Here is a 22,890-nt window from a genome sequence, read left to right on the forward strand (position 1 = left end):
CCGAGCCTTACTGCTCGATGGTTTCGGTCGGCGTGTCGCCGAGCGATTCGACGAGATCGACGATGCGGCGGCGCACGCGCGGGTTCTTGATGCGCACGAAGGCCTTGGTCAGCTGCACGCCCTCGCTGGTCGCGAGGAAGTCGGCGACATAGGTCGTGGCCGATGCATCGGCGAAGCCGTTCTCCATCGTCTCGTCGGTCGGTGCGCCGTCGAAGAAGAAGGCGACTGGCACGCCCAGCATCTTGGAGATCTGCTGCAACCGGCTCGCACTGATCCGGTTGGTGCCCTTCTCGTATTTCTGGACCTGCTGGAAGGTCAGGCCGAGCGCTTCGCCGAGCCGTTCCTGGCTGACTCCGGCAAGCATGCGCCGCATCCGGACGCGGCTGCCGACATGGCGGTCGATTGGGTTGGGTACTTTCTTCAACATGTCTCGCCGGTCCCCTTAATTTTCTCCGTCCAGACCTGTCGGCGGCCTATTGAAGGCCAGGCGCCACCGACCATTCGGCGGTCTTCCCGTAAGAAAGTTCCAAATGGGATCACCGTCTCCGCATTAATACTCCAGCGAGCATTGAGCTGGCAACTACACCTGCAAAGAAAAGGTCGCCGAAGCGTGAATAGGGCGTAGCCGGCCCTGCCCGCGGCAATGAGGTGTCGAGAACTCCCGTTTCGCCGAGGGGCAGTGCCGCGCGGATGCGCCCATAGTGATCGACCACAGCCGAGATGCCGGTGTTGGCGACGCGCACCAGCGGCAGGCCTTCCTCGATGGCGCGTAAGCGGGCCTGTGCGAGGTGCTGATAGGGCCCGCTGGTCTGTCCGAACCAGCCGTCATTGGTCAGGTTGAGCATGAACCCGGGCCGCGGGCCGCTCGGCATCGCCGCGCCCGGGAAGATCACCTCGTAGCAGATCAGCGCCGCGGCCGGCGGCAGCCCGCGAATCGGCAGCGGCGTGCGTCGGCTCCCCGAAGCGAAGCCGCCGGGGACCGAGACGAACTCCGACAGCCCGACGGCGCGAATCAGCCGATCGAGGAAGGCCGGCAGGTATTCGCCGAACGGCACGAGATGGACCTTGTCGTAGCTGCCGGTGATCGTGCCCTCGTCGTTGACGACCTGGATCGAATTGTAGATCGGCGGCCGGCTCTCGCCCGGCAGGGTCTCGCCGGCGCGGGCTGCGCCGGTGATCAGCGTCGTGTTCGGCGGCAGCAGGGCGGCGATCCGCGCCAGCGCCTGCGGCGTGCGCCCGAGCAGGAAGGGAAAGGCCGATTCCGGCCAGATCAGATGGGTCGCATCCTGCACGCCCGTCGTCGCCGGGCTGGTCGCCCGGTCGCTGAGCGCAAGATAGTGCGACAGGATCATCTCGCTGTTGCGCGGGCTGAACTTGGCGTCCTGCGGCAGGTTCGGCTGCATCAATCGCAGCTTGACGCCGCTGACCGCCGGGACCGGCTCCGCCGGAATCCGCCAGGCGCCGAAGCCCGCCATGACAACCAGCATGGCAGCTGCGAGAGTCGGCGCGCGCCAGCGCGCGGTGTCGGTCTCCCCCGTGCAGAGTGTCGCCGGCGCCGCGCCGATTGCGACTGCGAGCGCCGTCAACCCGTAGAGCCCGATCAGGCTGGCGCTCTGGGCAAGCCAGGCCGGCCCTGCCAGCATCATGCCGTAGACGTTCCAAGGGAAGCCGGTGAGGACATGGCCGCGCAGCCACTCGCTCAGCGCCAGCGCTGCGGCCAGAACCAGGATGCGGCCGGCACCGGTCGGCCAGAGCGCCCGCGCCAGGGCGAAGCCGGCGGCCGGGAATATCGCGAGGAAGGCGGGCAGGGCGACGACGCCGAGCGGCATCGCCCAGGCGAACTTGTCGGCCTCGACCAGGAAGGCAGCCCCCAGCCACCAGAGCCCGGCGAGATGATAGCCGAAGCCCCACCACCAGCCGACAGTCGCTGCCGCCCAGAGGCGCCCGCGCCGGCTTTCGGCGACGGAGCCGTCGATCAGCCAGACCGCGGCTGTCATCGGCACGACCATCAGCGGCCAGAGATCGAGCGGGGCCAGCGCCAGTGCGCCGCTCGCCCCGCAGATGAGCGCGATCAGCCGGCGCGGCCAGCCCCAGGCGAGGATGACGCGGTCGGCCAGCACTGACAGCTTGATCATGCGGCGTCCGGCGCGGCTGGTGCCTCGGTCGCGATCGCATCGCGGCGATGGATGCGCAGGCGCTTGACCCGGCGCGGATCGGCGTCGAGCACCTCGAATTCGAGATCCTCGGGTCCCTTGATCAATTCGCCGCGCACCGGCACGCGGCCAGCGAGCGTCACGATCAGCCCGCCGAGCGTATCGACCTCCTCGGCGACCTCGGCGCTCGACAGGTCGATTCCGGTCGCCTCCTTCAACTCGTCGAGGGTGGCGCGGGCATCGGCGATGAAGCGGTTCTCGCCGGCCGGCGCGATCGCCGGTGCCTCGTCGAGATCGTGCTCGTCCTCGATGTCGCCGACGACGATCTCGACCAGGTCCTCGATCGAGATCAGCCCGTCGGTGCCGCCATATTCGTCGATCACCAGGGCGATATGGGTGCGCGTCGCCTGCATCCGGACCAGGAGGTCGACCGCCGGCATCGAGGGCGGGACGTAGAGCACCGGCCGCAGGATCTTCGCCTGGGCCAGCGTCATCGACAGGTCGATGGCTCCGAGGCTCGGTCCTGCGCCGGCTTCCGCCTCGCCGCGTGCCCGCCGGCCGGGCTTGGCGCGGGCGGCGATGAAATCGAGGAAGTCGCGGATGTGGACCATCCCGCGGGGGTCGTCGAGCGATTCGCCATAGACCGGCAGGCGCGAATGGCCGGCGGTGCGGAACAGCGCGAGCAGGTCGCCGAGCGTCGCTTCCGAGGAGACCGCGATGACGTCGGCGCGCGGCACCATCACGTCGGCGACGCGGCGCTCGCGCAGGCTCAGCACGTTGGAGAGCATCGCCCGCTCTTGCGGGGAAAGATCGGTGACCCCGCCGCTGTCCTGCGCCAGCGCCTCGGTGATGTCCTCGCGGATCGAGCCGCCATGGCGCAGGCCAAGACGGTCGAGGAACTGGCCGAGCCAGTGCGACAGGCCGCGACTGCTCGGTTCCGACGATGAGGTAGATCGGGTGTCGTCGCTCATGACGCTGGCTGGGACTTCGGGTTCTTGGCCGCTGGGCGGGGCTGGACGGGCTCCGGATCGGAGCCGGCATAGGGATCGGCGATGCCGAGCCGGGCGAGGGCGGCGGTTTCAAGCGCTTCCATGCGCTGCGCCTCCGTTTCCGTCTCATGGTCCTCGCCGAGCAAATGCAGCAGGCCGTGGATGACGAGATGGCTGAGATGGTCGCCGAAGGATTTTGCCTCGCTCTCGGCCTCCCGGGCGATCGTCTCGAAGGCGAGCACGATATCGCCGATCACCGGGCTCGACGCGATCCGCTCAGGCGGCGCGGCCGGGAACGAGAGGACGTTGGTCGCCTTGTCGAAGCCGCGCCAGTCCCGGTTGACGACGCGGATGCGCTTGTCGTCAGTGAGCAGCAGGCTGAGCTCGGCCCCGGGTTGCGGGGCGACCGGAGCCAGCGCCAGCGCAGCGTCGATGGCGGCGGCGATGCGGGGCCGCAAATCCTCGACGTCGCGCCAGCGCCGCGACTGCAGGCGGATGTCGAGCGAGGGCCCGCTTGGGTCGGGCTCCGGAGCTTCGGTTCGCGGCGCTGCGCGCCGCGAACGAGGTCGGTCGGTCATCGCGGCCGCTCCCGCGACAGCATGCGCTTCAGCCCGTCGGCATCGCCCTCGACGGGCGCATCCGGCGCGGGCAGGGCGGCAAGCCGGGCCTCGCGCTCGTCGCGCTCCTTCCGGGAGGCGTCCTCATAGGCCATGACGATGCGGCGCACGAGCGCGTGGCGGACGACGTCGCCCTCCTCGAAGCGGGCATGGCCGACGCCCTCGACACCCGAGAGCAGCCTGACCGCCTCGACCAGACCGGAGCGCTGGCCCGGTGGCAGGTCGACCTGCGAGGGATCGCCGGTGATGATCATGCGCGAGCCCTCGCCCAGGCGGGTGAGGAACATCTTCATCTGCACCGAGGTGGCGTTCTGCGCTTCGTCGAGCAGCACCACGGCATTGCTCAGCGTGCGCCCGCGCATGAAGGCGAGCGGCGCGATCTCGATCATGCCGGTCTGCAGTGCGCGCTCGACATGGCGCGCCTCCATGAAGTCGTTGAGCGCGTCGTAGATCGGCCGCAGATACGGATCGACCTTTTCGCGCATGTCGCCGGGCAGGAAGCCGAGACGCTCGCCGGCCTCGACGGCCGGGCGCGACAGCACCATGCGCTCGACCACACCCTGCTCGATCAGCGAGACGGCATGGCCGACCGCGAGCCAGGTCTTGCCGGTGCCGGCCGGGCCCTCGGCGAGGACGAGCTCATGGCGCTTGAGCTGACGCAGATAGGCGTCCTGCGCCGCATTACGCGCCCTGACCGGACCGCGCTTGCGCGTCACCACCGCGTCGAAGGCGGCCTTGCCGGCATTGTCGGCAGGAAAAAGCGAGCGCTGCACATTGCTCTCCTCGATCGCGCCGTCGACCTCGCCGAGATTGACGGCGGCGCCGGTCTTGGCGCGGGCGTAGAGCGTGCGCAGCACGCGGCTCGCCTGCTCGGCGGTCTCGCGTGGCCCCTTGATGGTGACGTGATTGCCGTTCGGGGCGACGACGACGCCGAGGCGGCGCTCCAGATGCGCCAGGTTCTGGTCGTAATGACCGAAGACCAGGCCGGCGGTCTGGTTGTTGTCGAAGGTGAGCTCGACCTCGGCGCCGGGCAGGCCCTCGCGCGTCAGCGGCTCGTCGCGGCGTGCGCCGCGCTCGGCTCTCGGATTGAATTGATCGGCCTGGGCCAATGCCATTGTCTCCATTGGGAATGAGTCGGACAGGCGCAGTCAGAAACCTTCACCGCAACGCCGACGCCATCGCACGCTACGCACTCGAACCGTCTCAGGCAGCCAGACCCGGCCGCTCCACCGCGCGGCCGAACAGCGAATTCGAGCCGGCGCGCTCGATCAGGACCATGACACGGTCGCCGATCCGGTGCGTCGCACTCTCGATCTGGACCGCCTGCATATAGGGTGTCTTGCCGGCGAGCTGGCCGGGATGGCGGCCGCTGCGCTCGAGCAGCACCTCGACCGTGCGCCCCACCATGGCATGGTTGAACTCCTGCCTGTGGTCCTCGACGAGGGCCTGCAACCGGTGGAGACGCTCGTCCATCACGGCGAGCGGGATCTGCTCGGAAAGCTCGGCCGCCGGCGTGCCAGGGCGCGGCGAGTACTTGAACGAATAGGCCGAGGCGAAGCGGATATCGGCGATCAGCCGCAGCGTCTCCTCGAAATCAGCATCGCTCTCGCCGGGGAAGCCGACGATGAAGTCCGATGAGAGGGCGATGTCGGGCCGCGCTTCGCGGATCCTGTCGATCAGCCGGCGATAGTCGTCGCCGGTATGCTTGCGGTTCATCGCCGCAAGGATCCGGTCGGAACCGGCCTGCACCGGCAGGTGCAGGAACGGCATCACCTGCGGCAGGTCGCGATGAGCGGCGATCAGTTCCTCGTCCATGTCGCGCGGATGGCTCGTGGTGTAGCGGATGCGGGCGATTCCCGGCACCTGCGCGATCCGGAGCATCAATCGCGCCAGGGTCCAGGTGCCGCCACCCGGCCCCGCGCCATGATAGGCGTTGACGTTCTGGCCGAGCAGCGAGATGTCCTGCACGCCCGCTTCCGCCAGTCGTTCGACCTCGGCGATCACCTGCGCGACCGGCCGCGAGAACTCGGCGCCGCGCGTATAGGGCACGACGCAGAAGGCGCAGAACTTGTCGCAGCCTTCCTGCACCGTGACGAATGCCGAGATGCCACGGGCGAGGATCGCGGCTGGCTTCGGCGCGGGCAGATGCCCGAACTTGTCCTCGGGCGGCAGGTCGGTGTCGACGACGCGGCCATGCTTCGCCTGGGCGAGCAGCTCCGGCAGGCGGTGATAGGTCTGCGGGCCGATCACGAGGTCGACCGCCGGCTGGCGTCGCTGGATCTCGGCACCTTCGGCCTGCGCAACGCAGCCGGCGACGACGAGCGTGGTCTCGCGTCCCTGCGCCTTCCGTTCGCGCTTCAGATCCCGCAGCTTGCCGAGTTCGGTATAGACCTTGTGCGCCGCCCGCTCGCGGATATGGCAGGTATTCAGCAGAACGAGGTCGGCGTCATCGGGCGTCGCAGTCTCGACATAGCCCTGCTGGCCAAGGACGTCGGCCATGCGCTGGCCGTCATAGACGTTCATCTGGCAGCCATAGGACTTGATGTGGACTTTCTTCATCAACGCTGATCCGGCCTCAACCGCGTCTCCTTATCCCAATCGCCCCGAGCATGGGAATCATATCGCCGCCGCTTGCCACCACGCAATATCCGGGCCGCAACAGTCCGCAGCCGATACGAATCTGACTCAGGCGCGTGACCGACCCGTGACGGCCTCCTGCCGCGCCCGCCGGATCGCGATCTCGGCGAGGCGCGTCGCCTCCTTGCGCGAGAGCTTGCGGCCCATCCGGATCGGCTCGCCCCAGGCGAGCTCGACATCGATCGCACCGGCATTGATCATCGCCTGCAAATGCGGCGCGAGTTCGGTGTCGCCATACCAGGACAGCGCCGAGCGTTCGGCGCGGCCGCCGCGCAGGCCGTGGAAGCCGGTATAGGTGATGCAGAGCGGGTAGACGGTTGTCTCGGCCTCGTCCGCCTCGCGCACGGCTTCGTGAGCAGCTCCGAGCAGCGAGGAACGGAGCGGCAGGATACGCGTGCCGTCGCCGGTCGTGCCTTCGGCGAACAGCACCACCGATTGCCCGTTCTGCAGCCGCTTGCCCATCTCGCTGGCGACGCCCGCGGTGGCACCGCGGCGCATCCGGTCGATGAAGACGGTGCGCTGCAGCGTCGAGAGCCAGCCGATGACCGGCCAGGTCGCGACCTCGGCCTTGGCGACGAAGGAGAGCGGCCCGGTCGTGCCGATGACGGGGATGTCGAGCCAGGAGATGTGGTTGGCCACGATCAAGCCGCCCTGTCCGACCGGCGGAGCCGCGCCGCGCGTGGTGATGCGCACGCCAAAGCAGCGGCAGCCCAGCTTCTGGAACAGGCGGGTGAAATAGAAGGGCCGACCGAAGCGCATCGCCACGAGCTGTGGCGGGATCAGGATGAGCGTGCCAATGACGAGCAGCGCAAGCCGCGCCATGGCGCCGGGACGGAGGCCTTTCATGCTGAGCCGTTCATTCTCTGCGTTGGCGCCCCGCTTCTGCGGCCCCGGCTATAGTGGGGCTTTCGGCAGGCGTCTACTTCGCCTGGCTCAACCGAGATCGCGCCGCATCACCAGCGCCGCGACGCGGCTGCCGTCCGGCTTGGGGTAATAGCCTTCGCGCCGCCCGACGGTCTCGAAGCCGAGCCGATGGTAGAGGCCGATCGCCGGCGCATTGCCCTCCTCGACCTCGAGGAAGAGGCGTGCGGTCCCACGCGCCGCCAGCTGCGCCAGATGGGCTGAGAGCAACGTCTGTCCGAGCCCGGACCGGCGCTTGCCGCCAGCAACGACGATGCTGAGGATCTCCGCCTCGTCGACGGCTATGCGTGACATCACGAAGCCGCAAGGCTCGCCAGCGCTGCCGATGAACACGCCGTCCGCAACGATCGACGGGTCGGCGAGCAGCGCGGCGCATTCGCCAGGCTCCCAGAGCCGCGCGAAGCCGCCCTGGTGATGCAGGGCCGCGACCTGCCTGGCATGGCGGACATCGAGCAGGCCGGTGCGGCCCGTCTTCGACCGACGCCTGAACAGGGATTGGAACCAATTCATCGCCCGCTAGCGCCGCGGCAGCCGGGCGCGATCCTGTGGCGTCGTTTCCGGCGCCTTGAGATAGAGCGGGCGCGGCGGTGCGCTCTCGGGGTCGGCGATCAGGCCGAGCCGCGCCACCCAGGTCACGTCCGGCGCCTTGGCGTCATCGACGACAAGCGCGTCGAGTCCGATCGCCCAGGCCTCGTTGGCGACCGCAAGTGCGGCCGAGCCGACCAGCGAGACCGGGCCGGCGCCGATGGCGCGGGCGGCGTCGCGATGGTTGACCTGGCGGACCGAGACGAGCTGCTTGCCCTGCGCGTTCAAGGCCTGGAACCAGACCTGGCCATGCTTGGCGTCGACCGCGGCTGCGACGACGCGTCCACCCTCGCGGCCGATGAAGGGCGCGGCGCTGGCGGCCAGCGTCGAGACACCGATCGCGGGAATGCCGGCGGCGAACGCGATCGCCCGCGCCGCGCTGATGCCGACACGCAGGCCGGTATAGCTGCCGGGGCCGATGGTCACGGCGACGCGGTCGAGTGAGGCGAAGCCGCCCTCGACCTTGGCCATCACGCGCTCGATCATCGGCATCAGCGCCTCGGCATGGCCGCGCTCCATCGCAGTCTGCTCGATCGCGACCGGAACGGGATCACTGGTGTCGAGCACACAGGCCGAGCAGGCTCCGAGCGCGGTATCTATCGCGAGGATGCGCATCAGGGCTGGGTCCGGACTATTGCGATGCAGCTGCTGACCAGAATCATGCCCTGAATTCGACGGCGATCAAACCGCCTCGACCTCGCGCACTTGCGGCAGGAAATGGCGCAGCAGGTTCTGGATGCCGTGCTTCAGCGTCGCGGTCGAGGAAGGGCAGCCCGAGCAGGAGCCCTTCATGGCGAGATAGACGGTGCCGTCCCTGTAGCCGCGGAAGGTGATGTCGCCACCATCACCGGCGACCGCCGGGCGGATGCGGGTCTCGAGCAGTTCCTTGATCGTTTCGACGGTCTCGGCGTCTTCGTCGGCGAAGAACTCATCCTCGCTCTCGGCGAGCTCGTCGATCGGGGCGCCAGCGCTCATCAGCGGCGCGCCCGACATGTAATGTTCCATGATTGCGCCGAGGATGGCGGGCTTGAGATGCGGCCATTCGCCCTCGGCCTTGGTCACGGTGATGAAGTCCGAGCCGAAGAACACTGCGGAGACGCCCTTGACGCCGAACAGGCGCGTGGCGAGCGGCGAGCGTTCGGCAAGCGCCGGGTCGCGCAGTTCAATCGGCCCTTCCGGCGAGACGCTGCGGCCGGGCAGGAACTTCAATGTGGCGGGGTTGGGCGTGGCTTCGGTCTGGATGAACATGTCTTCTCTCCGGCGCCGGCGGGTCAAGGCCGCCGTTCCTGTTCCCGATATAGGCCGGACGCTGGAACGATTCCAGCAGTTGCGACCTCAGCTCAGGCCAATGCGTCGATTTCCTCGTCGGCGAGATGGCCGGGCACGATCGCAACCGGGATCGGGAAGCTGCCGGCTCCCTTGCCGGCGAGGGCGCTGACCAGCGGGCCAGGTCCGTCACGGCCGGTGCCGGCGGCGAGCACCAGCAGCGAGATGTCCTCGTCGGCCTCGATCAGCTTGACCATCTCGTCGGCCTTGATGCCGGTGCGCACGACTTTCTCGGGCTCCAGCCCTGCAAGCGAGCGCACGGCGGCCGCGGCCGCGTCGATCAGCTCCTCGGCTTCCGCTTCGGCGTCGGCCTGCACCATGTCGCCGACACCGAGCCAGGTCTCGTCCGGCGGCGGCGTGATCACACCGAGCAGAACGATCGATGCGCCCAGACGGGCACAGCGGCGCGCCGCGAAGCGCACCGCCTTGGCGCATTCCGGGCTGTCGTCGACGACAGCGAGGAATTTCGGGCGATGGCCCGTCTCGTAGGACCGCCGTCTCTTGACCATTGCTGCCTCTCGCCGCTTCGAGGACGTGTCATGGTGACAGGCGCCGCAAGGTCAGCGCAAGCCTCCCTCGCGGCACCTGCCGGATCAGCGCCGGCGCACGAAGCCGGTGATGTCCTTGACGTCGAGCATGATCGGCGCGGCGATGGCGGCGGCCCGGTCGGCGCCGTCGCTGAGGATGCCGTCGATATGGCTGGGATCGGCCAGGAGGCGGCGCATCTCGTCGGCGATCGGCGCGAGCTTGCCGACGGCGAGCTCGACCAGCGCCGCCTTGAAGCCGGAGAACTGGCTGCCGCCGAACTGGCCCAGCACCTGCGCCTTGGTCTCGCCGGAGAGGCCGGCATAGATTCCGACTAGGTTCTCGGCTTCCGCCCGGCCGTCCAGACCCTTCTCTTCGGACGGCAGTGCCTCCGGGTCGGTCTTCGCCTTGCGGATCTTCTGGGCGATCATGTCGGCATCATCGGTCAGGTTGATGCGCGAATAGTCCGACGGATCCGATTTCGACATCTTCTTGGTGCCGTCGCGCAGGCTCATCACCCGCGGCGCCGGGCCCTGGATCATCGGCTCGGGCAGCGGGAAGTAGCCGAGATCGCTGGTGCCGACGCCGAGCTCGGCGATGCGCTCGGCGAAGTCGTTGTTGAACTTCTGGGCGATGTCGCGGGTCAATTCGAGATGTTGCTTCTGGTCCTCGCCGACCGGGACATGCGTCGCCTTGTAGAGCAGGATGTCGGCCGCCATCAGCACGGGATAGTCGTAGAGCCCGACCGAGGCGTTCTCGCGGTCCTTGCCGGCCTTCTCCTTGAACTGGGTCATGCGGTTGAGCCAGCCGAGGCGCGCGATCGTGTTGAAGACCCAGGCGAGTTCGGCATGGCCGGAGACCTGGCTCTGGTTGAAGATGATGCTCTTCTTCGGGTCGACGCCGGCGGCGATATAGGCGGCGGCGACCTCGCGCGTGGCGCGGGTCAGCTCAGTCGGGCCGCCCCAGACGTCGAGCCCCTGCGTGATCGCGTGCATGTCGACGACGCAGTAGATGCAGTCATGGGTCTTCTGCATCGCGACCCAGTTCACCAGCGCGCCGAGATAGTTGCCGAGATGGAGCGTCGAGGTCGGCTGCATGCCGGAGAAGACGCGGGGAGAGAAAGCGGCCATGGGGCGCTCCGTCGTCAGGGCGAAAAAAGTCTTGAGTCGGGGGTCGATCCGCTCAGGAACGCGGCGTTCTGACGGAAGCGCCGCGAAGGCGCAAGAGCCAGGGCGGCAGGACAGCGTCGAAGGCGCCAAGCAGGAAGCCGGCGACGGCGTAAATAGCAGCGCCGGCGCAGCACAGGAGCATCAGCGCGCAGGCGCGCCGCAAGGCCGGCTCGCCGGGGTCCAGCGCAGGAAGGAACAGTCCGATCAGGGTATTCAGTGCCAGCACCATGAGGATGGTTGCCACCAGGATCACAAGGATCGCTCTGGCATCCGCCCGGCGAGGTCGCCACAGCCCGGCTTGCAGGAGATGGATCCCCATGAGGCTGGTCTGAACGATGAAGGCGAGGCTTGCAGCGAGCGCCCCGATCATCGCGGCATCGCGCCAGCCGAGCAGGACGAACCCGGTCAATGCCGCCACGAGGACGGCAACAAGGCCCGCGATCAGCGGCAACCGCGGCTGCCGGCGCACGAAATAGACCTGCCCGAAGACCTTGGCGGCGAGCGCGAAGGGCAAGCCGCAGGCAAAAGCCGCAAGCGCGGCGGCGGTGCGGACGCGATCGGCTGCGCCGAACTGCCCGTTCTCGAACAACACCGAGACGATCGGCTCCGCCAGCACATAGAGGGCCGTGGCAGCGGGGACCGCCAGCGCCAGGCCGAGCGCCAGTGCCCGGCCGAGCAAGGCGTCGTGATCCGCCTGCGATATCTCGCCTGCCATGGCCGAGAGCACGACCGTGCCCATGGCGACGCCGAAAAAGGAGAGCGGCAGCTGGAAGACCCGGTCGGCATAGTACAGCGCCGAGACCGAGCCCGGCTCGGTCGAGGCGATCTGTGTCGAGATCAGCAGGACGAGCTGCGCGGCCGAGGCGGCGAGCAATGTCGCTCCGCCTGTCCGGACCAGCCGCGTCATGTCCGGCGACCAGCTCAGGCTCGGGCGCGGCAGTCCGATATCGCGCAGGCGCCAAAGGATCATCGCGAGATGGGCGAGGCCGGTCAGGCTCAGACAGGCGGCGAGCACCGTGGCGCTGGTCTGGCTGTCGCTCCCGCGGATCAGCTCGACAAGCAGCGCCGCGAGCAGGATCGCGTTCATCAGCGCCGGCGCCAGTGCCGCCACCGTGAAGCGCCCCTCGGCGTTGAGTAATGCTGCGAGCAGTGCGGCGAGCGTGGTCAGCAGCACGAAGGGCAGCATCAGACGCGTGTAGAAGGCGGCGAGGGCCAAGGTCTGCGGCTCCTCGGCGAAGCCGCCGGCCAGTCCGAGTACGACCCAGGGCGCAAAAATCTCTGCCAGAACGACGAAGCCGATCAGCCAGAGCCCGAGCTGGCTCGCTGCCGTGCCGGCGAAACGCCTTGCATCCTCTTCGCCGCGCTCGGCCTTGATGGCGAGATAGAGCGGCACGAAGGGCGCGTTCAGCCCGCCCTCGCCGAGCACGCGTCGGACCAGATTGGGCAGGCGCAAAGCCGCCAGGAAGGCATCCGCAACCGGCCCGGTCCCGAGCAGGCGGGCGATCAGCACGTCGCGGGCGAAGCCGAGCAGGCGCGACAGGATCGTCGCCGCGCCGACGACGAGGGAATCGCGGGCGAGGCGGGACGACGGGGTCTCTGCCTCGCCCGGATGGCTCACAGAATGAACCGGCTGAGATCGGTGTTCCGCGCCAGATCGCCGATGCGCGCTTCGACATAGGCGGCATCGATCGTGACGCTCTCGCCGCCGCGATCTGTCGCGGTGAACGAGATCTCGTCGAGGATGCGCTCGATCACGGTCTGCAGCCGGCGCGCGCCGATGTTCTCGACGCTCGAATTGACCTCGACCGCGATGCGCGCGATCGCCGCGACCGCGTCCGGCGTGAACTCGATCGCGACCTCTTCGGTCGCCAGCATCGCCACCGACTGCTTGATCAGGCTGGCCTCGGTCTCGGTCAGGATGCGCTTGAAGTCCTCGACGTCGAGCGGCGAGAGCTCGACCCGGATCGGCAGGCGCCCCTGCAGTTCTGGCAAGAGGTCGGACGGCTTCGAGACGTGGAAGGCGCCTGATGCGATGAACAGGATGTGGTCGCTCTTCACCGGCCCGTGCTTGGTCGCGACCGTCGTGCCCTCGATCAGCGGCAAGAGGTCGCGCTGCACGCCCTCGCGCGAGACGTCGGCGCCGCCGCGGCCCTCGCGGGCGCAGATCTTGTCGATCTCGTCGAGGAAGACGATGCCGTTGTTCTCGACCTCGCGGATCGCCGCCTGGACGATGGCATCCTGGTCGATCAGCTTGTCGCTCTCCTCGGCGAGCAGCGGCTGATAGGCGTCCTTGACGAGCACGCGCTTGGGCTTGCCGCGCTGGCCGAAAGCCTTGCCGAGCATGTCGGAGAGGTTGATCGCGCCGATCGAGGCGCCGGGCATGCCGGGCACCTCGAACATCGGCGCGCCGGAGGCCGCCGAGGCGATTTCGACCTCGATCTCCTTGTCGTCGAGCTCGTTGTTGCGCAGCTTGCGGCGGAAAGAGTCGCGCGTCGTCGGGCTGGCGGTCGGCCCGACCAGGGCGTCGAGCACGCGCTCCTCGGCCGCGACATGCGCCTTGGCCTCGACATCCTTGCGCCGGCTTTCGCGCACCAGGCCGATCGCGACCTCGACCAGGTCGCGCACGATCGATTCGACGTCGCGGCCGACATAGCCGACCTCGGTGAACTTGGTCGCCTCGACCTTGAGGAAGGGCGCGTTCGCCAGCTTGGCGAGGCGTCGCGCGATCTCGGTCTTGCCGCAGCCGGTCGGGCCGATCATCAGGATGTTCTTGGGCGCGACCTCCTCGCGCAGCGGCCCTTCCAGCTGCTGCCGCCGCCAGCGGTTGCGCAGCGCGATCGCGACGGCGCGCTTGGCGTCCTTCTGGCCGACGATGAAGCGGTCGAGCTCGGAGACGATCTCGCGGGGGGAAAACGACGTCATCAAACAGGTTCCTGGATCATGATCAGCGCGGGGCCGTCGCCGGTCTCGCGAACGTCTAGGGCCGTGAAGCCGGCCTTCTCATAAGCGCGGATCGCGGCGAGATTCTCCGGATCGGGATCGATCACCACCCGTGGCGCGCCCTGCGCCAGCAAATGCCGGGTGAAGGCGCCGATGAAGCGCGTGCCATGGCCCTGGCCGAGCATGTCGGCCTCGCCGATGAACTGGTCGATACCGCGCGTGCCCGGCGGCTGGTCCTGCAGCGGGTAGTCGGGCCAGACCGCCGGATCCCAGCTCTGCTGATGGGCGAAGGGCCGCCCGTCATGGCTGACGATCAGCGCCTCCATGCTGGGATCGCCGAAGATGCGTGCGATCTCGGCGAGCTCCTCGTCGGGATCGCCCCACCAGCGTCGGACATGGTCCTGCTCGAGCCAGCGCGCCAGCATCGGGAAATCGTCAGGCGTCGCGGGGGCGAAGGCATAGCCGTCGGCGACGAAATTCATGCGGTCTCCAGGCTTTCGATGATGAGCGAGTGATTGGTGTAGACGCAGATGTCGCCGGCGATCTTCATCGCCTTGCGCACGATGGTTTCGGCATCGGCCTCGCCATCGACCAGGGCTCTGGCCGCAGCGAGCGCGTAGTTACCGCCCGACCCGATCGCCATCACCGAGCCATGCTCGGAAGCTTCCGGCTCGAGCACGTCGCCGGTGCCGGAGATCAGCAGCGAGACATCCTTGTCGGCGACGAGCAGCATCGCTTCGAGCCGGCGCAGATAGCGGTCGGTGCGCCAGTCCTTGGCAAGCTCGACGCAGGCACGCAGCAATTGCGTCGGGAACTGCTCCAGCTTGGCCTCTAGCCGCTCGAACAAGGTGAAGGCGTCGGCGGTCGCGCCGGCGAAGCCCGCGATCACCGCGCCCTTGGCGAGGCGGCGCACCTTCTTGGCATTGCCCTTCATGATCGTTGGGCCGAGCGAGACTTGGCCGTCGCCGCCGATCACGACCCGGCCGCCCTTGCGCACCATCAGGATGGTGGTCGCGTGCATGACGGGGGCGTTGCTAGTCTCTGACATTGCGATTCGGTCTCGGGCAAACGGTCAACGGGAACCGCCAACATGTTCAGGCTGAAGCCCGGTATCAAGAGTGACCCGGTGAAACGCTGGAATCTGTCCGAGCGGATCTTCTTCGCGTGCGGTGCCTGCCACATCCTCGCCTACGCCTTCCTGGAAGCCTATCCGGAGCACGGTTTCCAAGCCGTCTGGATCAGGCCGGCCGAGGGCTTCACCGGCAACCACGTCTTCGTCACCGACGGCAAGACAGCCTTCGATTTCCATGGCTATCGCTGCGAGGAGGCCCTGGTCGCGCATCATTGGGCCAAAGGCCGGCTCTGGTGGCCAGGCTGGGACGGGACGCTGGTGCCCCTGCCGCAGGACGTGCTGATCAGCGAGGCGAAATCCAAGACCTATGACGGCCTCTGGCTGCGCGAGCCCGGCCAGTTCCTCCACGATGCCTTGCCGCGGGCGCGGGCGTTCCTGGCGCGCTTCGGGCCGCCGCAGTCAGGCGCCGGCCAGGCTGGCGGCACATTGCTCGACGAAACGGGCCTGCGCCGCCAGATAGGGGCCGGGGCCGTAGCTGATCCGTGATACGCCGAGCCCGGTCAGGGTCTCGCGATCGGGCGCGCCATTCATCATCATCACGTTGACGGGGAGCGTCAGCGCATCGCAGATCGCCGCGATGCCGCTCTCGTCGAGTAGCCCGGGAATGAAGAAGCCGCTGCAGCCGGCCTGCTGATAGGCCTGCGCCCGCTCGATCGCCGCATCGACGAGGCCGCGGTGTCGCGTCTTGTCGGCCTCCAGCAGGAAAAGATCCGTCCTGGCGTTGATGAACACGGGGATGCCGAGATTATCCGCCGCGTCCCGGATCGCCTTGATCCGCTGCGCCTGGTCGGCGATGGCGTAGAGCGTGCCCGTCCCGACGATCTGGTCCTCGAAGTTCAGGCCAACTGCGCCGGCTTTGATGATCCGCGCAGCATTCTTCGCGACGCCGCCGGGGTCTTTCGCGTAGCCGCCTTCGAAATCGACGGTCAGCGGTAGCGCGACGGCCGACGCGATGCGGCCGACGATCGTCTCGATCAGGTCGAGCGGGATCGCCTCGCCATCGTCGAAGCCATGGGCCGCAGCCATCGACCAGCTCCCGGTGGCGATCGCCTTGCTGCCGGCCTTGGCCGCCGAGCGGGCGCTGCCGGCGTCCCAGATATTGTAGAGAACGAGCGGTCGGCCTTTGACGTGAAGTGCGGCGAACTGGCTCGCTCTGTCAGCCTGTGTCATCGCACCTCTCCCTGCCTCGCCGCGCCGCTCGTAGCGGACCCGGCTGTCGCCTTCTGTCAGCAGATGCGCCTGGTGCCGGGTCGACGAGGCAGGTCGGCCGAACCCGGATCCGCTGCTATCGCCATGGCCTTCCGCCCGGTCGCCTGCTAAAGCGGGCACGGTTTTGCGAGGCTACAGAGGTCAGCATGCGTTCGGGCGAAGTGAAGCGCCGCACCAACGAGACCGATATCGCGGTCAAGCTCGTGCTCGACGGCACGGGTAAGGCCGAGATTTCGACCGGAGTCGGCTTCTTCGACCATATGCTCGACCTCTTCGCCCGCCATTCGCTGATCGACACCACGGTCAAGGTAAAGGGTGATACCCATATCGACGACCACCACTCGGTCGAGGATGCCGGCATCGCGCTCGGCGAAGCCCTGAAACAGGCGCTCGGCGACAAGAAGGGCATCCGCCGCTATGCCGATGTCCACCTGCCGATGGACGAGACGCTGACCCGCGTCGCGGTCGACGTCTCCGGGCGGCCCTTCCTGGTCTTCCGGACGCAGTTCAAGGCGGAGAAGATCGGCACTTTCGACACCGAATTGGTGCGCGAGTTCTTCCAGGCTTTCGCCATCAATGCCGGGCTGACCCTGCATGTCGAGACGCTCTATGGCGACAATGCCCACCATATCGCCGAGAGCTGCTTCAAGGGGCTGGCGCGGGCGCTGCGCGGGGCGATCGAGGTCGATCCGCGCGAGGGTGGCCGCGTGCCCTCGACCAAGGGCGCTTTGTAAGGGATCGCTGCCATGGCGTTCTTTCAGGCTCTGATCCCGCCGCCGGGTGCCGGTGGCTTGCGCGAGGAGGTCGAGCAGGCCCGGCTCCTGCCCGAGAGCTTCACCTTTTCGGCCCTGATCTTCGGCGGCCTGTGGTTGCTGTTCCAACGGCTCTGGCTCGCCTTCATCTTCTATGTGCTGGTCTGGGGCGGGCTGATCTATCTGCAGCGCCAGATCGGCTTCTCCTTCTTCGCGGTGATGCTGTCGCATACCGCTCTCGCGATCTTCCTCGGCTTCGAAGGCCAGAACCTGATCGCGCGCAAGCTCTTGCGCAAAGGCTGGCGATTGGTCGACGTGGTCGAGGCGCCGGATCTCTCCAGCGCCGAGCGCCGCTTCTTCGAGCGGGCTTTGCCGGCCGGCGCGCCGCCGCGCGTCGTCGAGACCGCGCCAGCTCCGGCCCGCTTCGCGCCAAGCTCCGCGCCGGTGATCGGCCTCTTCCCCGAGGCGAATGGACGATGAGCCAGACCGTCACCATCGTCGATTACGGCTCGGGCAATCTGCACTCGGCTGCCAAGGCCTTCGAGCGCGCCGCCAACGAGGCCGGCATCGCCGCGACCATCCGCGTCACCAGCGACCCGGCTGAGGTCCGCGCCGCCGACCGCATCGTGCTGCCGGGCGTCGGCGCCTTCGCCGATTGCCGGCGCGGGCTCGACGCAGTCTCCGGCATGGTCGAGGCGCTGGAGGAGACCGTGCGCGGCAAGGGCCGGCCCTTCCTCGGCATCTGCGTCGGCATGCAATTGATGGCGAGCCGCGGCCTGGAATACGTCACCACCGAGGGGCTTGGCTGGATCGCCGGCGATGTTGCGCTGATCCGTCCGAGCGACGATGCCCTGAAGATCCCGCATATGGGCTGGAACACGCTGCACCCGCAGGATGAGCACCCGCTCCTCGCCGGCATCGAGACCGGCCCCTCTGGCTGGCACGCCTATTTCGTCCACTCCTATGCGCTGACGGCCGCAAAGCCGCAGGAGGTGCTGGCGTTGACCGATTATGGTGGTCCGGTTACCGCGATCGTCGCGAGGGACAACATCGCCGGCACGCAGTTCCATCCCGAGAAGAGCCAGAAGCTCGGCCTCAAGCTGATCGGCAATTTCCTGAGGTGGGCGCCGTGATCCTTTTCCCCGCCATCGACCTGAAGGAAGGCCGCTGCGTGCGCCTGAAGCAGGGCGACATGGACCAGGCGACGATCTTCAGCGACGATCCCGCCGCGCAGGCCGCGACCTTCGAGAGCCAGGGCTTCCAGTGGCTGCACGTCGTCGATCTCGACGGCGCCTTCGCCGGCAAGCCGATGAACGCGGCCGCCGTCGAGGCGATCCTGCAGCGCGTTCGCTTTCCCGTGCAGCTCGGCGGCGGCATCCGCGACATGAAGACGGTCGAGGGCTGGCTCGGTAAAGGCATCGTCCGCGTCATCATCGGCACGGCGGCGGTGCGCGATCCCGGCTTCGTCCGCGAGGCGGCAAAAGCCTTTCCGGGCAAGGTCGCGGTTGGCATCGACGCGCGCGACGGCTTCGTCGCGGTGGAAGGCTGGGCTGAAACCTCGGCGCTGGCCGCCGACGATCTCGGCCGCCGCTTCGAGGACGCCGGCGTCGCCGCGATCGTCTACACCGACATCGCCCGCGACGGCATGCTTCAGGGCATCAACTGGGACGGCACGATCGCGCTGGCGCATGCGCTGACGATCCCGGTGATCGCCTCCGGCGGGCTGGCCTCCATGGCCGATATCGAGCGGCTCTGCGCGCCCGACGCCGCGATCCTCGAAGGCGCGATCACCGGCCGCGCCCTTTACGATGGCCGGATTGACCCTGCCGCGGCGTTGGCGCGGCTCGCTGCGGTCAAGGCCGCCTGAGACTCAGCGCAGATACTGCTCGTAATAGCGCTGGTACTCGCCGGTCGCCTTGGCGATGTGCAGCCACTGGTCGACGAAGGCCTTGAAGATCACGTCGCCGCGCGGCAGCAGATAGCCGATCTCGATGAAGGTCAGCGGCTTGTCGGGGTTGACCGCGCAGAGGCCCGGCTTGAGCTTCTGCTGCACGGTCGCCTCGATCGCCTCGGTGACGAACACATCGGCGCGGCCGGCCAGGATCTCGTCGAAGATGGTGACGTTGTCCTGGTGCAGCGTGACCTTGGCCTGCTTGAAATTGGCCTTGGCGAAGCGCTCATTGGTGCCGCCGGGATTGGCGATCGCGGTCACGCCGGGCTTGTCGATATCGGCGACGCTCTGGAATTTCTCCTTGTCGGCGCAGCGCGCCAGCGGGATCTTGCCGGTTCGCAGCGCGGGATCCGAGTAGAAGACGCGCTTCTGCCGCTCCAGCGTCACGCCGATGCCGCCCATGGCGACATCGCATTTGCCGCCGGTGAAATCGGCCATCAGCTCGGCCCATTTCGTCCGCACGAATTTGGGCTCGACGCCGATCGCCTTGGCGAGCGATTTCGCCATCTCGATGTCGATGCCCTCATAGCCGTCACCGACTGCGTTGGTGAACGGCTTGTAGTCGCCGGTGGTGCAGATCCGAAGCGTGCCGGCGCTCTGGATCGCGTCGAGCGCACTCGCAGGCGCTTGCGCCTGGGCGGCGGCGATCGAGAACAAGCCTGCGCAGGCGGCGGCGAGCGCACCGCGGATGATCGTCGACAGCATGGAAAAGCCCTCGTTCCCTCTCTTGTCGTTGCCGCAAGGAGAGCAGCGTGCGGGAACAGCTTCAACCGCCATGCGGACGAGGGCGCCCGTGCCGGGCACGCATCGCTCGCCTAGCAGGCGTTGCATCCCGCTGTGCGAGAACATGCTTCAGGTTGCGCCGCGCCGCGATTGGCCAGCGGAGCGGCGCAGCCAGGCTGAAGGATCAGCGCACGAACTGATTGTAGATCGTGCCGAACTCGCCGGTCGCCTTGGCGAGATGCAGCCACTGGTCGACGAAGGCCTTGAAGACGGTATCGCCGCGCGGCAGCAGGTAACCCATCTCGCCATATTGCAGCGGCTCGTCCGGGTTGATCGCGCACAGACCCGGCTTGCTCTTCTCCTGGACCTTGGTCTCGATCGATTCGGCGATCATGATGTCGGCCTTGCCGGCCAGGATCTGGTCGAAGATCGTGACGTTGTCGGGGTAGACCTCGATCTTGGCCTGCTTGAAGTTGGCGCGGACGAAGCGCTCATTGGTCCCGCCGGGATTGACGATGACGCGGGTCTCCGGCTTGTCGATGTCGGCGACGGTCTGGAACTTCGCCTTGTCGGCGCAGCGCGCGATCGGCGCCTTGCCGTTGATCAGATAGGGCGCGGAGAAGAAGGCGCGCTTCTGCCGGTCGAGCGTCACCGAGATGCCGCCCATGGCGATGTCGCATTTGCCGCCGGTGAAATCGTTCATCAGATCGGACCATTTCGTCTGCACGAACTTGGCTTCGACGCCGATGGCCTTCGCCAGTGATTTTGCCAGCTCGATGTCGATGCCCTCGAAGCTGCCGTCCTTGGCCAGCGTGAACGGCTTGTAGTCGCCGGTGGTGCAGATCTGCAGCGCGCCGCGGCTCTGGATCGTCTCGAGCTGGCTGGCCGGGGCCTGCGCCAGCGCGGCGGCGCTCAGGCCGAGCCCGGCGGCGGCGCTGAGCACAGCCAGTTTCAGACCTTTGACGGACGATGTGATCGTCATGGAAATCCCCTCGATTTTGTTTGTTGCGCGCAAGAGAGCAGGGATCGCGACGCCGATCAATCCGGCCGATGCGGGCTGCGTTTGCGTGCAGTGCAGCGGCGGCGCTATATGCGCCGATCATTTTGTCGTTCCGCCCCGGGCAGGCCCGCCGATGACCTTGAAGACCCGCATCATCCCCTGCCTCGACGTCAAGGACGGCCGCGTCGTCAAGGGCGTGAAGTTCGTCGATCTCGTCGATGCCGGCGATCCCGTCGAGGCCGCCAAGGCCTATGACGCGGCTGGGGCCGACGAGCTCTGCTTCCTCGACATCACCGCGAGCCACGAGGCGCGCGGCACCTTGCTCGACGTCGTCACCCGCACGGCGGAAGCCTGCTTCATGCCGCTGACCGTCGGCGGCGGCGTGCGCAAGGTCGAGGACATCCGCGCGCTGCTGCTGGCCGGTGCCGACAAGGTCGCGATCAACACCGCGGCGGTGACCAACCGCCCCTTCGTCAAGGAAGCGGCGGAAAAGTTCGGCGACCAGTGCATCGTCGTCGCCATCGACGCCAAGCAGGTCACGCCTGGCCGCTGGGAGATCTTCACCCATGGCGGTCGCAACGCCACCGGGCTCGACGCCATCGCCTTCGCCCGCGAGGTCGTCTCGCTCGGCGCCGGCGAATTGCTGGTGACCTCGATGGACCGCGACGGCACTAAATCAGGTTACGATATCGGCCTGACCCAGCGCATCGCCGATGCGGTCTCGGTGCCGGTGATCGCCTCGGGCGGCGTCGGCGACCTCGACGATCTCGTCGCCGGCGTCCGTGACGGCCACGCCTCGGCGGTGCTCGCCGCCTCGATCTTCCATTTCGGCACCTACAGTATCCCGCAGGCCAAGGCGCATATGGCTGCGGCCGGTCTGGCGATGCGGCTGGATTGAGCGATGACCGCCTTCACCCTCACCGATCTCGAACGCATCATCGCCGAGCGGGCGAGCGCCTCGCCGGAGGAATCCTGGACGGCGAAGCTCCTCGCCGCCGGTCCAGAGCGCGCCGCCAAGAAGCTCGGCGAGGAGGCGGTCGAGGCCGTGATCGCCGCTGTGAAGGGCGATCACGACGAGCTGATCGCCGAAAGCGCCGATCTGCTCTATCATCTTTTGGTCGTGCTCAAGTCCCGCGATGTTGCATTGCGGGACGTCTTGAGCCAGCTTGAGGCCCGTACCGCGCGCTCCGGCCTGGCCGAGAAGGCGGCGCGGCCCCGTTGAAGCCGAGGCGAGTGTCGCGTTGAACCTCGAAGCCTGGAATACGGGGGGCATCATGGAGCAGCGTCCGGTCGCGGCGCCACCCGCCCCTGATCTGGTCTCGCCCTATCGCACGTTCACGCGCGACGAGTGGGCGCATCTGCGTGCCGACGCGCCGCTGACGCTCTCGGTCGACGACCTCACCAAGCTGCAGTCGATCAACGACCCGATCTCGCTTGACGAGATCGTCGCGATCTATCTGCCGCTCTCGCGCCTGCTCTCGCTCTACGTCGCCGCGACGCAAGGGCTGTTCAAGGCGACCCAGCGCTTCCTGATCGCCGAGGCCGAGGTCAAGGTTCCCTATGTCATCGGCGTCGCCGGCTCGGTCGCTGTCGGCAAGTCGACAACGGCCCGCGTGCTGAAGGCCCTGCTCTCGCGCTGGCCGAACACGCCGAAGGTCGAGCTCGTCACTACCGACGGCTTCCTCCTGCCCAACGCCGAGCTCGAGCGCCGCGGCCTGATGCAGCGCAAGGGTTTTCCGGAGAGCTATGATAGCGCCGCGATCCTGCGCTTCCTGTCGGATGTGAAGGCCGGCAAGCGCGCCGTCAGCGCCCCCGTCTATTCGCATCTGGTCTACGACGTCGTGCCGGGCGAGCAGGTCACGGTCGAGCGGCCGGACATCCTGATCCTCGAGGGGCTGAACGTGCTGCAGGCGAGCCGCCTGCCCAGGGACGGCACGATCATCCCCTTTGTCTCGGATTTCTTCGACTTCTCGGTCTATCTCGACGCCGACGAGAACGACCTGCATCGCTGGTACGTCAACCGCTTCATGACGCTGCGCCAGACCGCTTTCCGCGATCCGCGCTCCTTCTTCCGCAAATATGCCGAGATCGGCGAGGAAGAGGCGCTCTCGATCGCCGAGCGGCTCTGGACCGGCATCAACCTGCCCAATCTGCGCGAGAACATCGTGCCGACCCGCCAGCGCGCCAGCCTGATCCTGACCAAGGGCGCGAGCCACCGCATCCAGCAGGTCTCGCTGAGGCGGCTGTAGCGCGGGCCTGAA

At 67.7% G+C, this 22,890-nt stretch carries 27 protein-coding genes; 8 read left to right on the forward strand and 19 right to left on the reverse strand.

The genetic code is table 11. From position 1 onward, the window contains the following. Positions 1-7: 7 nt before the first annotated feature. The 16 genes from ACWIGM_RS26035 to hslV all read right to left on the reverse strand — a co-directional run bounded on the left by ACWIGM_RS26035 (position 8) and on the right by hslV (position 14,910). Complete coding sequence (locus tag ACWIGM_RS26035; protein WP_454028880.1) at positions 8-427, reverse strand: helix-turn-helix domain-containing protein; 420 nt, start codon at positions 425-427, stop codon at positions 8-10. 109 nt (positions 428-536) lie between these two features. Continuing rightward, the gene (lnt, locus tag ACWIGM_RS26040) at positions 537-2,135 is read right to left on the reverse strand and encodes an apolipoprotein N-acyltransferase (protein ID WP_454028881.1); all 1,599 of its coding nucleotides are present in this window, start codon (positions 2,133-2,135) and stop codon (positions 537-539) included. Continuing rightward, a complete protein-coding gene (locus tag ACWIGM_RS26045) occupies positions 2,132-3,124 on the reverse strand; it encodes a hemolysin family protein (RefSeq protein WP_454028882.1) in 993 nt (330 codons plus the stop codon). Before ACWIGM_RS26045 ends, lnt begins: the two co-directional genes overlap by 4 nt. Continuing rightward, a complete protein-coding gene (gene ybeY, locus ACWIGM_RS26050; RefSeq protein ID WP_454028883.1) occupies positions 3,121-3,720 on the reverse strand; it encodes an rRNA maturation RNase YbeY in 600 nt (199 codons plus the stop codon). The genes ACWIGM_RS26045 and ybeY overlap by 4 nt, the downstream gene beginning before the upstream one ends. After that, positions 3,717-4,874 (reverse strand): PhoH family protein, encoded by a 1,158-nt coding sequence (locus ACWIGM_RS26055; protein WP_454028884.1) that lies wholly within the window; start codon positions 4,872-4,874, stop codon positions 3,717-3,719. The genes ybeY and ACWIGM_RS26055 overlap by 4 nt, the downstream gene beginning before the upstream one ends. An 88-nt stretch (positions 4,875-4,962) precedes the next feature. Beyond that, positions 4,963-6,318: a tRNA (N6-isopentenyl adenosine(37)-C2)-methylthiotransferase MiaB gene (miaB, locus tag ACWIGM_RS26060; protein WP_454028885.1), complete on the reverse strand. Its 1,356-nt coding sequence runs from the start codon at positions 6,316-6,318 to the stop codon at positions 4,963-4,965. 126 nt (positions 6,319-6,444) lie between these two features. After that, positions 6,445-7,242 (reverse strand): lysophospholipid acyltransferase family protein, encoded by a 798-nt coding sequence (locus ACWIGM_RS26065; protein WP_454028886.1) that lies wholly within the window; start codon positions 7,240-7,242, stop codon positions 6,445-6,447. An 87-nt stretch (positions 7,243-7,329) separates the two neighbouring features. After that, on the reverse strand, positions 7,330-7,827 hold the full coding sequence (locus tag ACWIGM_RS26070) for a GNAT family N-acetyltransferase (RefSeq protein WP_454028887.1): 498 nt from the start codon (positions 7,825-7,827) through the stop codon (positions 7,330-7,332). Positions 7,828-7,833: 6 nt separating this feature from the next. Continuing rightward, a complete protein-coding gene (tsaB, locus tag ACWIGM_RS26075; protein ID WP_454028888.1) occupies positions 7,834-8,517 on the reverse strand; it encodes a tRNA (adenosine(37)-N6)-threonylcarbamoyltransferase complex dimerization subunit type 1 TsaB in 684 nt (227 codons plus the stop codon). Between the two features lie 66 nt (positions 8,518-8,583). Continuing rightward, positions 8,584-9,150, reverse strand: a complete 567-nt coding sequence (locus ACWIGM_RS26080; protein WP_454028889.1) for a NifU family protein — start codon at positions 9,148-9,150, stop codon at positions 8,584-8,586. Positions 9,151-9,242: 92 nt separating this feature from the next. Then, on the reverse strand, positions 9,243-9,737 hold the full coding sequence (locus ACWIGM_RS26085) for a universal stress protein (RefSeq protein ID WP_454028890.1): 495 nt from the start codon (positions 9,735-9,737) through the stop codon (positions 9,243-9,245). A gap of 84 nt (positions 9,738-9,821) precedes the next feature. Continuing rightward, on the reverse strand, positions 9,822-10,883 hold the full coding sequence (trpS, locus tag ACWIGM_RS26090; RefSeq protein ID WP_454028891.1) for a tryptophan--tRNA ligase: 1,062 nt from the start codon (positions 10,881-10,883) through the stop codon (positions 9,822-9,824). A gap of 52 nt (positions 10,884-10,935) precedes the next feature. Further along, positions 10,936-12,540, reverse strand: coding sequence for a murein biosynthesis integral membrane protein MurJ (gene murJ / locus ACWIGM_RS26095; RefSeq protein WP_454028892.1), 1,605 nt, complete (start codon positions 12,538-12,540; stop codon positions 10,936-10,938). Next, positions 12,537-13,844 (reverse strand): ATP-dependent protease ATPase subunit HslU, encoded by a 1,308-nt coding sequence (gene hslU / locus ACWIGM_RS26100; RefSeq protein ID WP_454028893.1) that lies wholly within the window; start codon positions 13,842-13,844, stop codon positions 12,537-12,539. Before hslU ends, murJ begins: the two co-directional genes overlap by 4 nt. Then, entirely contained in the window at positions 13,844-14,344 is a 501-nt protein-coding gene (locus ACWIGM_RS26105) for a GNAT family N-acetyltransferase (protein WP_454028894.1), read from the reverse strand. Before ACWIGM_RS26105 ends, hslU begins: the two co-directional genes overlap by 1 nt. Further along, the gene (hslV, locus tag ACWIGM_RS26110) at positions 14,341-14,910 is read right to left on the reverse strand and encodes an ATP-dependent protease subunit HslV (RefSeq protein WP_454028895.1); all 570 of its coding nucleotides are present in this window, start codon (positions 14,908-14,910) and stop codon (positions 14,341-14,343) included. The genes ACWIGM_RS26105 and hslV overlap by 4 nt, the downstream gene beginning before the upstream one ends. Positions 14,911-14,952: 42 nt before the next feature. On the opposite strand from hslV, the gene ACWIGM_RS26115 reads away from it, so the two are divergent. Next, a complete protein-coding gene (locus tag ACWIGM_RS26115; RefSeq protein WP_454028896.1) occupies positions 14,953-15,480 on the forward strand; it encodes a hypothetical protein in 528 nt (175 codons plus the stop codon). Here ACWIGM_RS26115 and ACWIGM_RS26120 read toward each other — a convergent pair. Next, entirely contained in the window at positions 15,394-16,164 is a 771-nt protein-coding gene (locus tag ACWIGM_RS26120) for an isocitrate lyase/PEP mutase family protein (protein WP_454028897.1), read from the reverse strand. The genes ACWIGM_RS26115 and ACWIGM_RS26120 overlap by 87 nt on opposite strands. Positions 16,165-16,349: 185 nt before the next feature. On the opposite strand from ACWIGM_RS26120, the gene hisB reads away from it, so the two are divergent. The 4 genes from hisB to hisA are packed head-to-tail and all read left to right on the forward strand — an operon-like array spanning position 16,350 to position 18,822. Beyond that, positions 16,350-16,937: an imidazoleglycerol-phosphate dehydratase HisB gene (gene hisB / locus ACWIGM_RS26125; RefSeq protein ID WP_454028898.1), complete on the forward strand. Its 588-nt coding sequence runs from the start codon at positions 16,350-16,352 to the stop codon at positions 16,935-16,937. A 12-nt stretch (positions 16,938-16,949) separates the two neighbouring features. After that, a complete protein-coding gene (locus ACWIGM_RS26130; protein ID WP_454028899.1) occupies positions 16,950-17,435 on the forward strand; it encodes a DUF2628 domain-containing protein in 486 nt (161 codons plus the stop codon). Beyond that, the gene (hisH, locus tag ACWIGM_RS26135) at positions 17,432-18,088 is read left to right on the forward strand and encodes an imidazole glycerol phosphate synthase subunit HisH (protein ID WP_454028900.1); all 657 of its coding nucleotides are present in this window, start codon (positions 17,432-17,434) and stop codon (positions 18,086-18,088) included. Before ACWIGM_RS26130 ends, hisH begins: the two co-directional genes overlap by 4 nt. Further along, the gene (gene hisA / locus ACWIGM_RS26140) at positions 18,076-18,822 is read left to right on the forward strand and encodes a 1-(5-phosphoribosyl)-5-[(5-phosphoribosylamino)methylideneamino]imidazole-4-carboxamide isomerase (protein ID WP_454028901.1); all 747 of its coding nucleotides are present in this window, start codon (positions 18,076-18,078) and stop codon (positions 18,820-18,822) included. Before hisH ends, hisA begins: the two co-directional genes overlap by 13 nt. Positions 18,823-18,825: 3 nt before the next feature. On the opposite strand, the gene ACWIGM_RS26145 is transcribed toward hisA, so the two are convergent. Both ACWIGM_RS26145 and ACWIGM_RS26150 read right to left on the reverse strand, forming a co-directional pair. Then, positions 18,826-19,611 carry a transporter substrate-binding domain-containing protein gene (locus ACWIGM_RS26145; protein ID WP_454028902.1) on the reverse strand — a complete coding sequence of 262 codons (786 nt, stop codon included), beginning with the start codon at positions 19,609-19,611 and terminating at the stop codon, positions 18,826-18,828. A gap of 202 nt (positions 19,612-19,813) precedes the next feature. After that, a complete protein-coding gene (locus ACWIGM_RS26150; protein WP_454028903.1) occupies positions 19,814-20,611 on the reverse strand; it encodes a transporter substrate-binding domain-containing protein in 798 nt (265 codons plus the stop codon). Positions 20,612-20,762: 151 nt separating this feature from the next. Between ACWIGM_RS26150 and hisF the strand changes: the two genes are divergently transcribed. The 3 genes from hisF to coaA are packed head-to-tail and all read left to right on the forward strand — an operon-like array spanning position 20,763 to position 22,878. Next, complete coding sequence (gene hisF / locus ACWIGM_RS26155) at positions 20,763-21,527, forward strand: imidazole glycerol phosphate synthase subunit HisF (RefSeq protein ID WP_057189329.1); 765 nt, start codon at positions 20,763-20,765, stop codon at positions 21,525-21,527. A 3-nt stretch (positions 21,528-21,530) separates the two neighbouring features. Then, on the forward strand, positions 21,531-21,851 hold the full coding sequence (locus tag ACWIGM_RS26160; protein WP_454028904.1) for a phosphoribosyl-ATP diphosphatase: 321 nt from the start codon (positions 21,531-21,533) through the stop codon (positions 21,849-21,851). Between the two features lie 52 nt (positions 21,852-21,903). After that, positions 21,904-22,878: a type I pantothenate kinase gene (gene coaA / locus ACWIGM_RS26165; protein ID WP_454028905.1), complete on the forward strand. Its 975-nt coding sequence runs from the start codon at positions 21,904-21,906 to the stop codon at positions 22,876-22,878. The last annotated feature ends 12 nt before the right edge of the window (positions 22,879-22,890 follow it).

It is taken from the genome of Allobosea sp. NPDC055332, from assembly GCF_053645455.1.

Bases quoted from the DNA above. Each gene is read 5' to 3' on its own strand.
- hisB (WP_454028898.1), top strand. From the start codon at position 16,350: ATGCGTTCGGGCGAAGTGAAGCGCCGCACCAACGAGACCGATATCGCG.
- ACWIGM_RS26120 (WP_454028897.1), bottom strand. From the start codon at position 16,164: ATGACACAGGCTGACAGAGCGAGCCAGTTCGCCGCACTTCACGTCAAA.
- ybeY (WP_454028883.1), bottom strand. From the start codon at position 3,720: ATGACCGACCGACCTCGTTCGCGGCGCGCAGCGCCGCGAACCGAAGCT.
- ACWIGM_RS26150 (WP_454028903.1), bottom strand. From the start codon at position 20,611: ATGACGATCACATCGTCCGTCAAAGGTCTGAAACTGGCTGTGCTCAGC.
- ACWIGM_RS26105 (WP_454028894.1), bottom strand. From the start codon at position 14,344: ATGAATTTCGTCGCCGACGGCTATGCCTTCGCCCCCGCGACGCCTGAC.
- ACWIGM_RS26080 (WP_454028889.1), bottom strand. From the start codon at position 9,150: ATGTTCATCCAGACCGAAGCCACGCCCAACCCCGCCACATTGAAGTTC.
- ACWIGM_RS26160 (WP_454028904.1), top strand. From the start codon at position 21,531: ATGACCGCCTTCACCCTCACCGATCTCGAACGCATCATCGCCGAGCGG.
- hisH (WP_454028900.1), top strand. From the start codon at position 17,432: ATGAGCCAGACCGTCACCATCGTCGATTACGGCTCGGGCAATCTGCAC.
- ACWIGM_RS26065 (WP_454028886.1), bottom strand. From the start codon at position 7,242: ATGAAAGGCCTCCGTCCCGGCGCCATGGCGCGGCTTGCGCTGCTCGTC.
- hslU (WP_454028893.1), bottom strand. From the start codon at position 13,844: ATGACGTCGTTTTCCCCCCGCGAGATCGTCTCCGAGCTCGACCGCTTC.
- ACWIGM_RS26055 (WP_454028884.1), bottom strand. From the start codon at position 4,874: ATGGCATTGGCCCAGGCCGATCAATTCAATCCGAGAGCCGAGCGCGGC.
- lnt (WP_454028881.1), bottom strand. From the start codon at position 2,135: ATGATCAAGCTGTCAGTGCTGGCCGACCGCGTCATCCTCGCCTGGGGC.
- ACWIGM_RS26035 (WP_454028880.1), bottom strand. From the start codon at position 427: ATGTTGAAGAAAGTACCCAACCCAATCGACCGCCATGTCGGCAGCCGC.
- trpS (WP_454028891.1), bottom strand. From the start codon at position 10,883: ATGGCCGCTTTCTCTCCCCGCGTCTTCTCCGGCATGCAGCCGACCTCG.
- tsaB (WP_454028888.1), bottom strand. From the start codon at position 8,517: ATGCGCATCCTCGCGATAGATACCGCGCTCGGAGCCTGCTCGGCCTGT.
- coaA (WP_454028905.1), top strand. From the start codon at position 21,904: ATGGAGCAGCGTCCGGTCGCGGCGCCACCCGCCCCTGATCTGGTCTCG.
- ACWIGM_RS26070 (WP_454028887.1), bottom strand. From the start codon at position 7,827: ATGAATTGGTTCCAATCCCTGTTCAGGCGTCGGTCGAAGACGGGCCGC.
- ACWIGM_RS26115 (WP_454028896.1), top strand. From the start codon at position 14,953: ATGTTCAGGCTGAAGCCCGGTATCAAGAGTGACCCGGTGAAACGCTGG.
- hslV (WP_454028895.1), bottom strand. From the start codon at position 14,910: ATGTCAGAGACTAGCAACGCCCCCGTCATGCACGCGACCACCATCCTG.
- ACWIGM_RS26045 (WP_454028882.1), bottom strand. From the start codon at position 3,124: ATGAGCGACGACACCCGATCTACCTCATCGTCGGAACCGAGCAGTCGC.
- ACWIGM_RS26130 (WP_454028899.1), top strand. From the start codon at position 16,950: ATGGCGTTCTTTCAGGCTCTGATCCCGCCGCCGGGTGCCGGTGGCTTG.
- ACWIGM_RS26145 (WP_454028902.1), bottom strand. From the start codon at position 19,611: ATGCTGTCGACGATCATCCGCGGTGCGCTCGCCGCCGCCTGCGCAGGC.
- miaB (WP_454028885.1), bottom strand. From the start codon at position 6,318: ATGAAGAAAGTCCACATCAAGTCCTATGGCTGCCAGATGAACGTCTAT.
- ACWIGM_RS26085 (WP_454028890.1), bottom strand. From the start codon at position 9,737: ATGGTCAAGAGACGGCGGTCCTACGAGACGGGCCATCGCCCGAAATTC.
- hisF (WP_057189329.1), top strand. From the start codon at position 20,763: ATGACCTTGAAGACCCGCATCATCCCCTGCCTCGACGTCAAGGACGGC.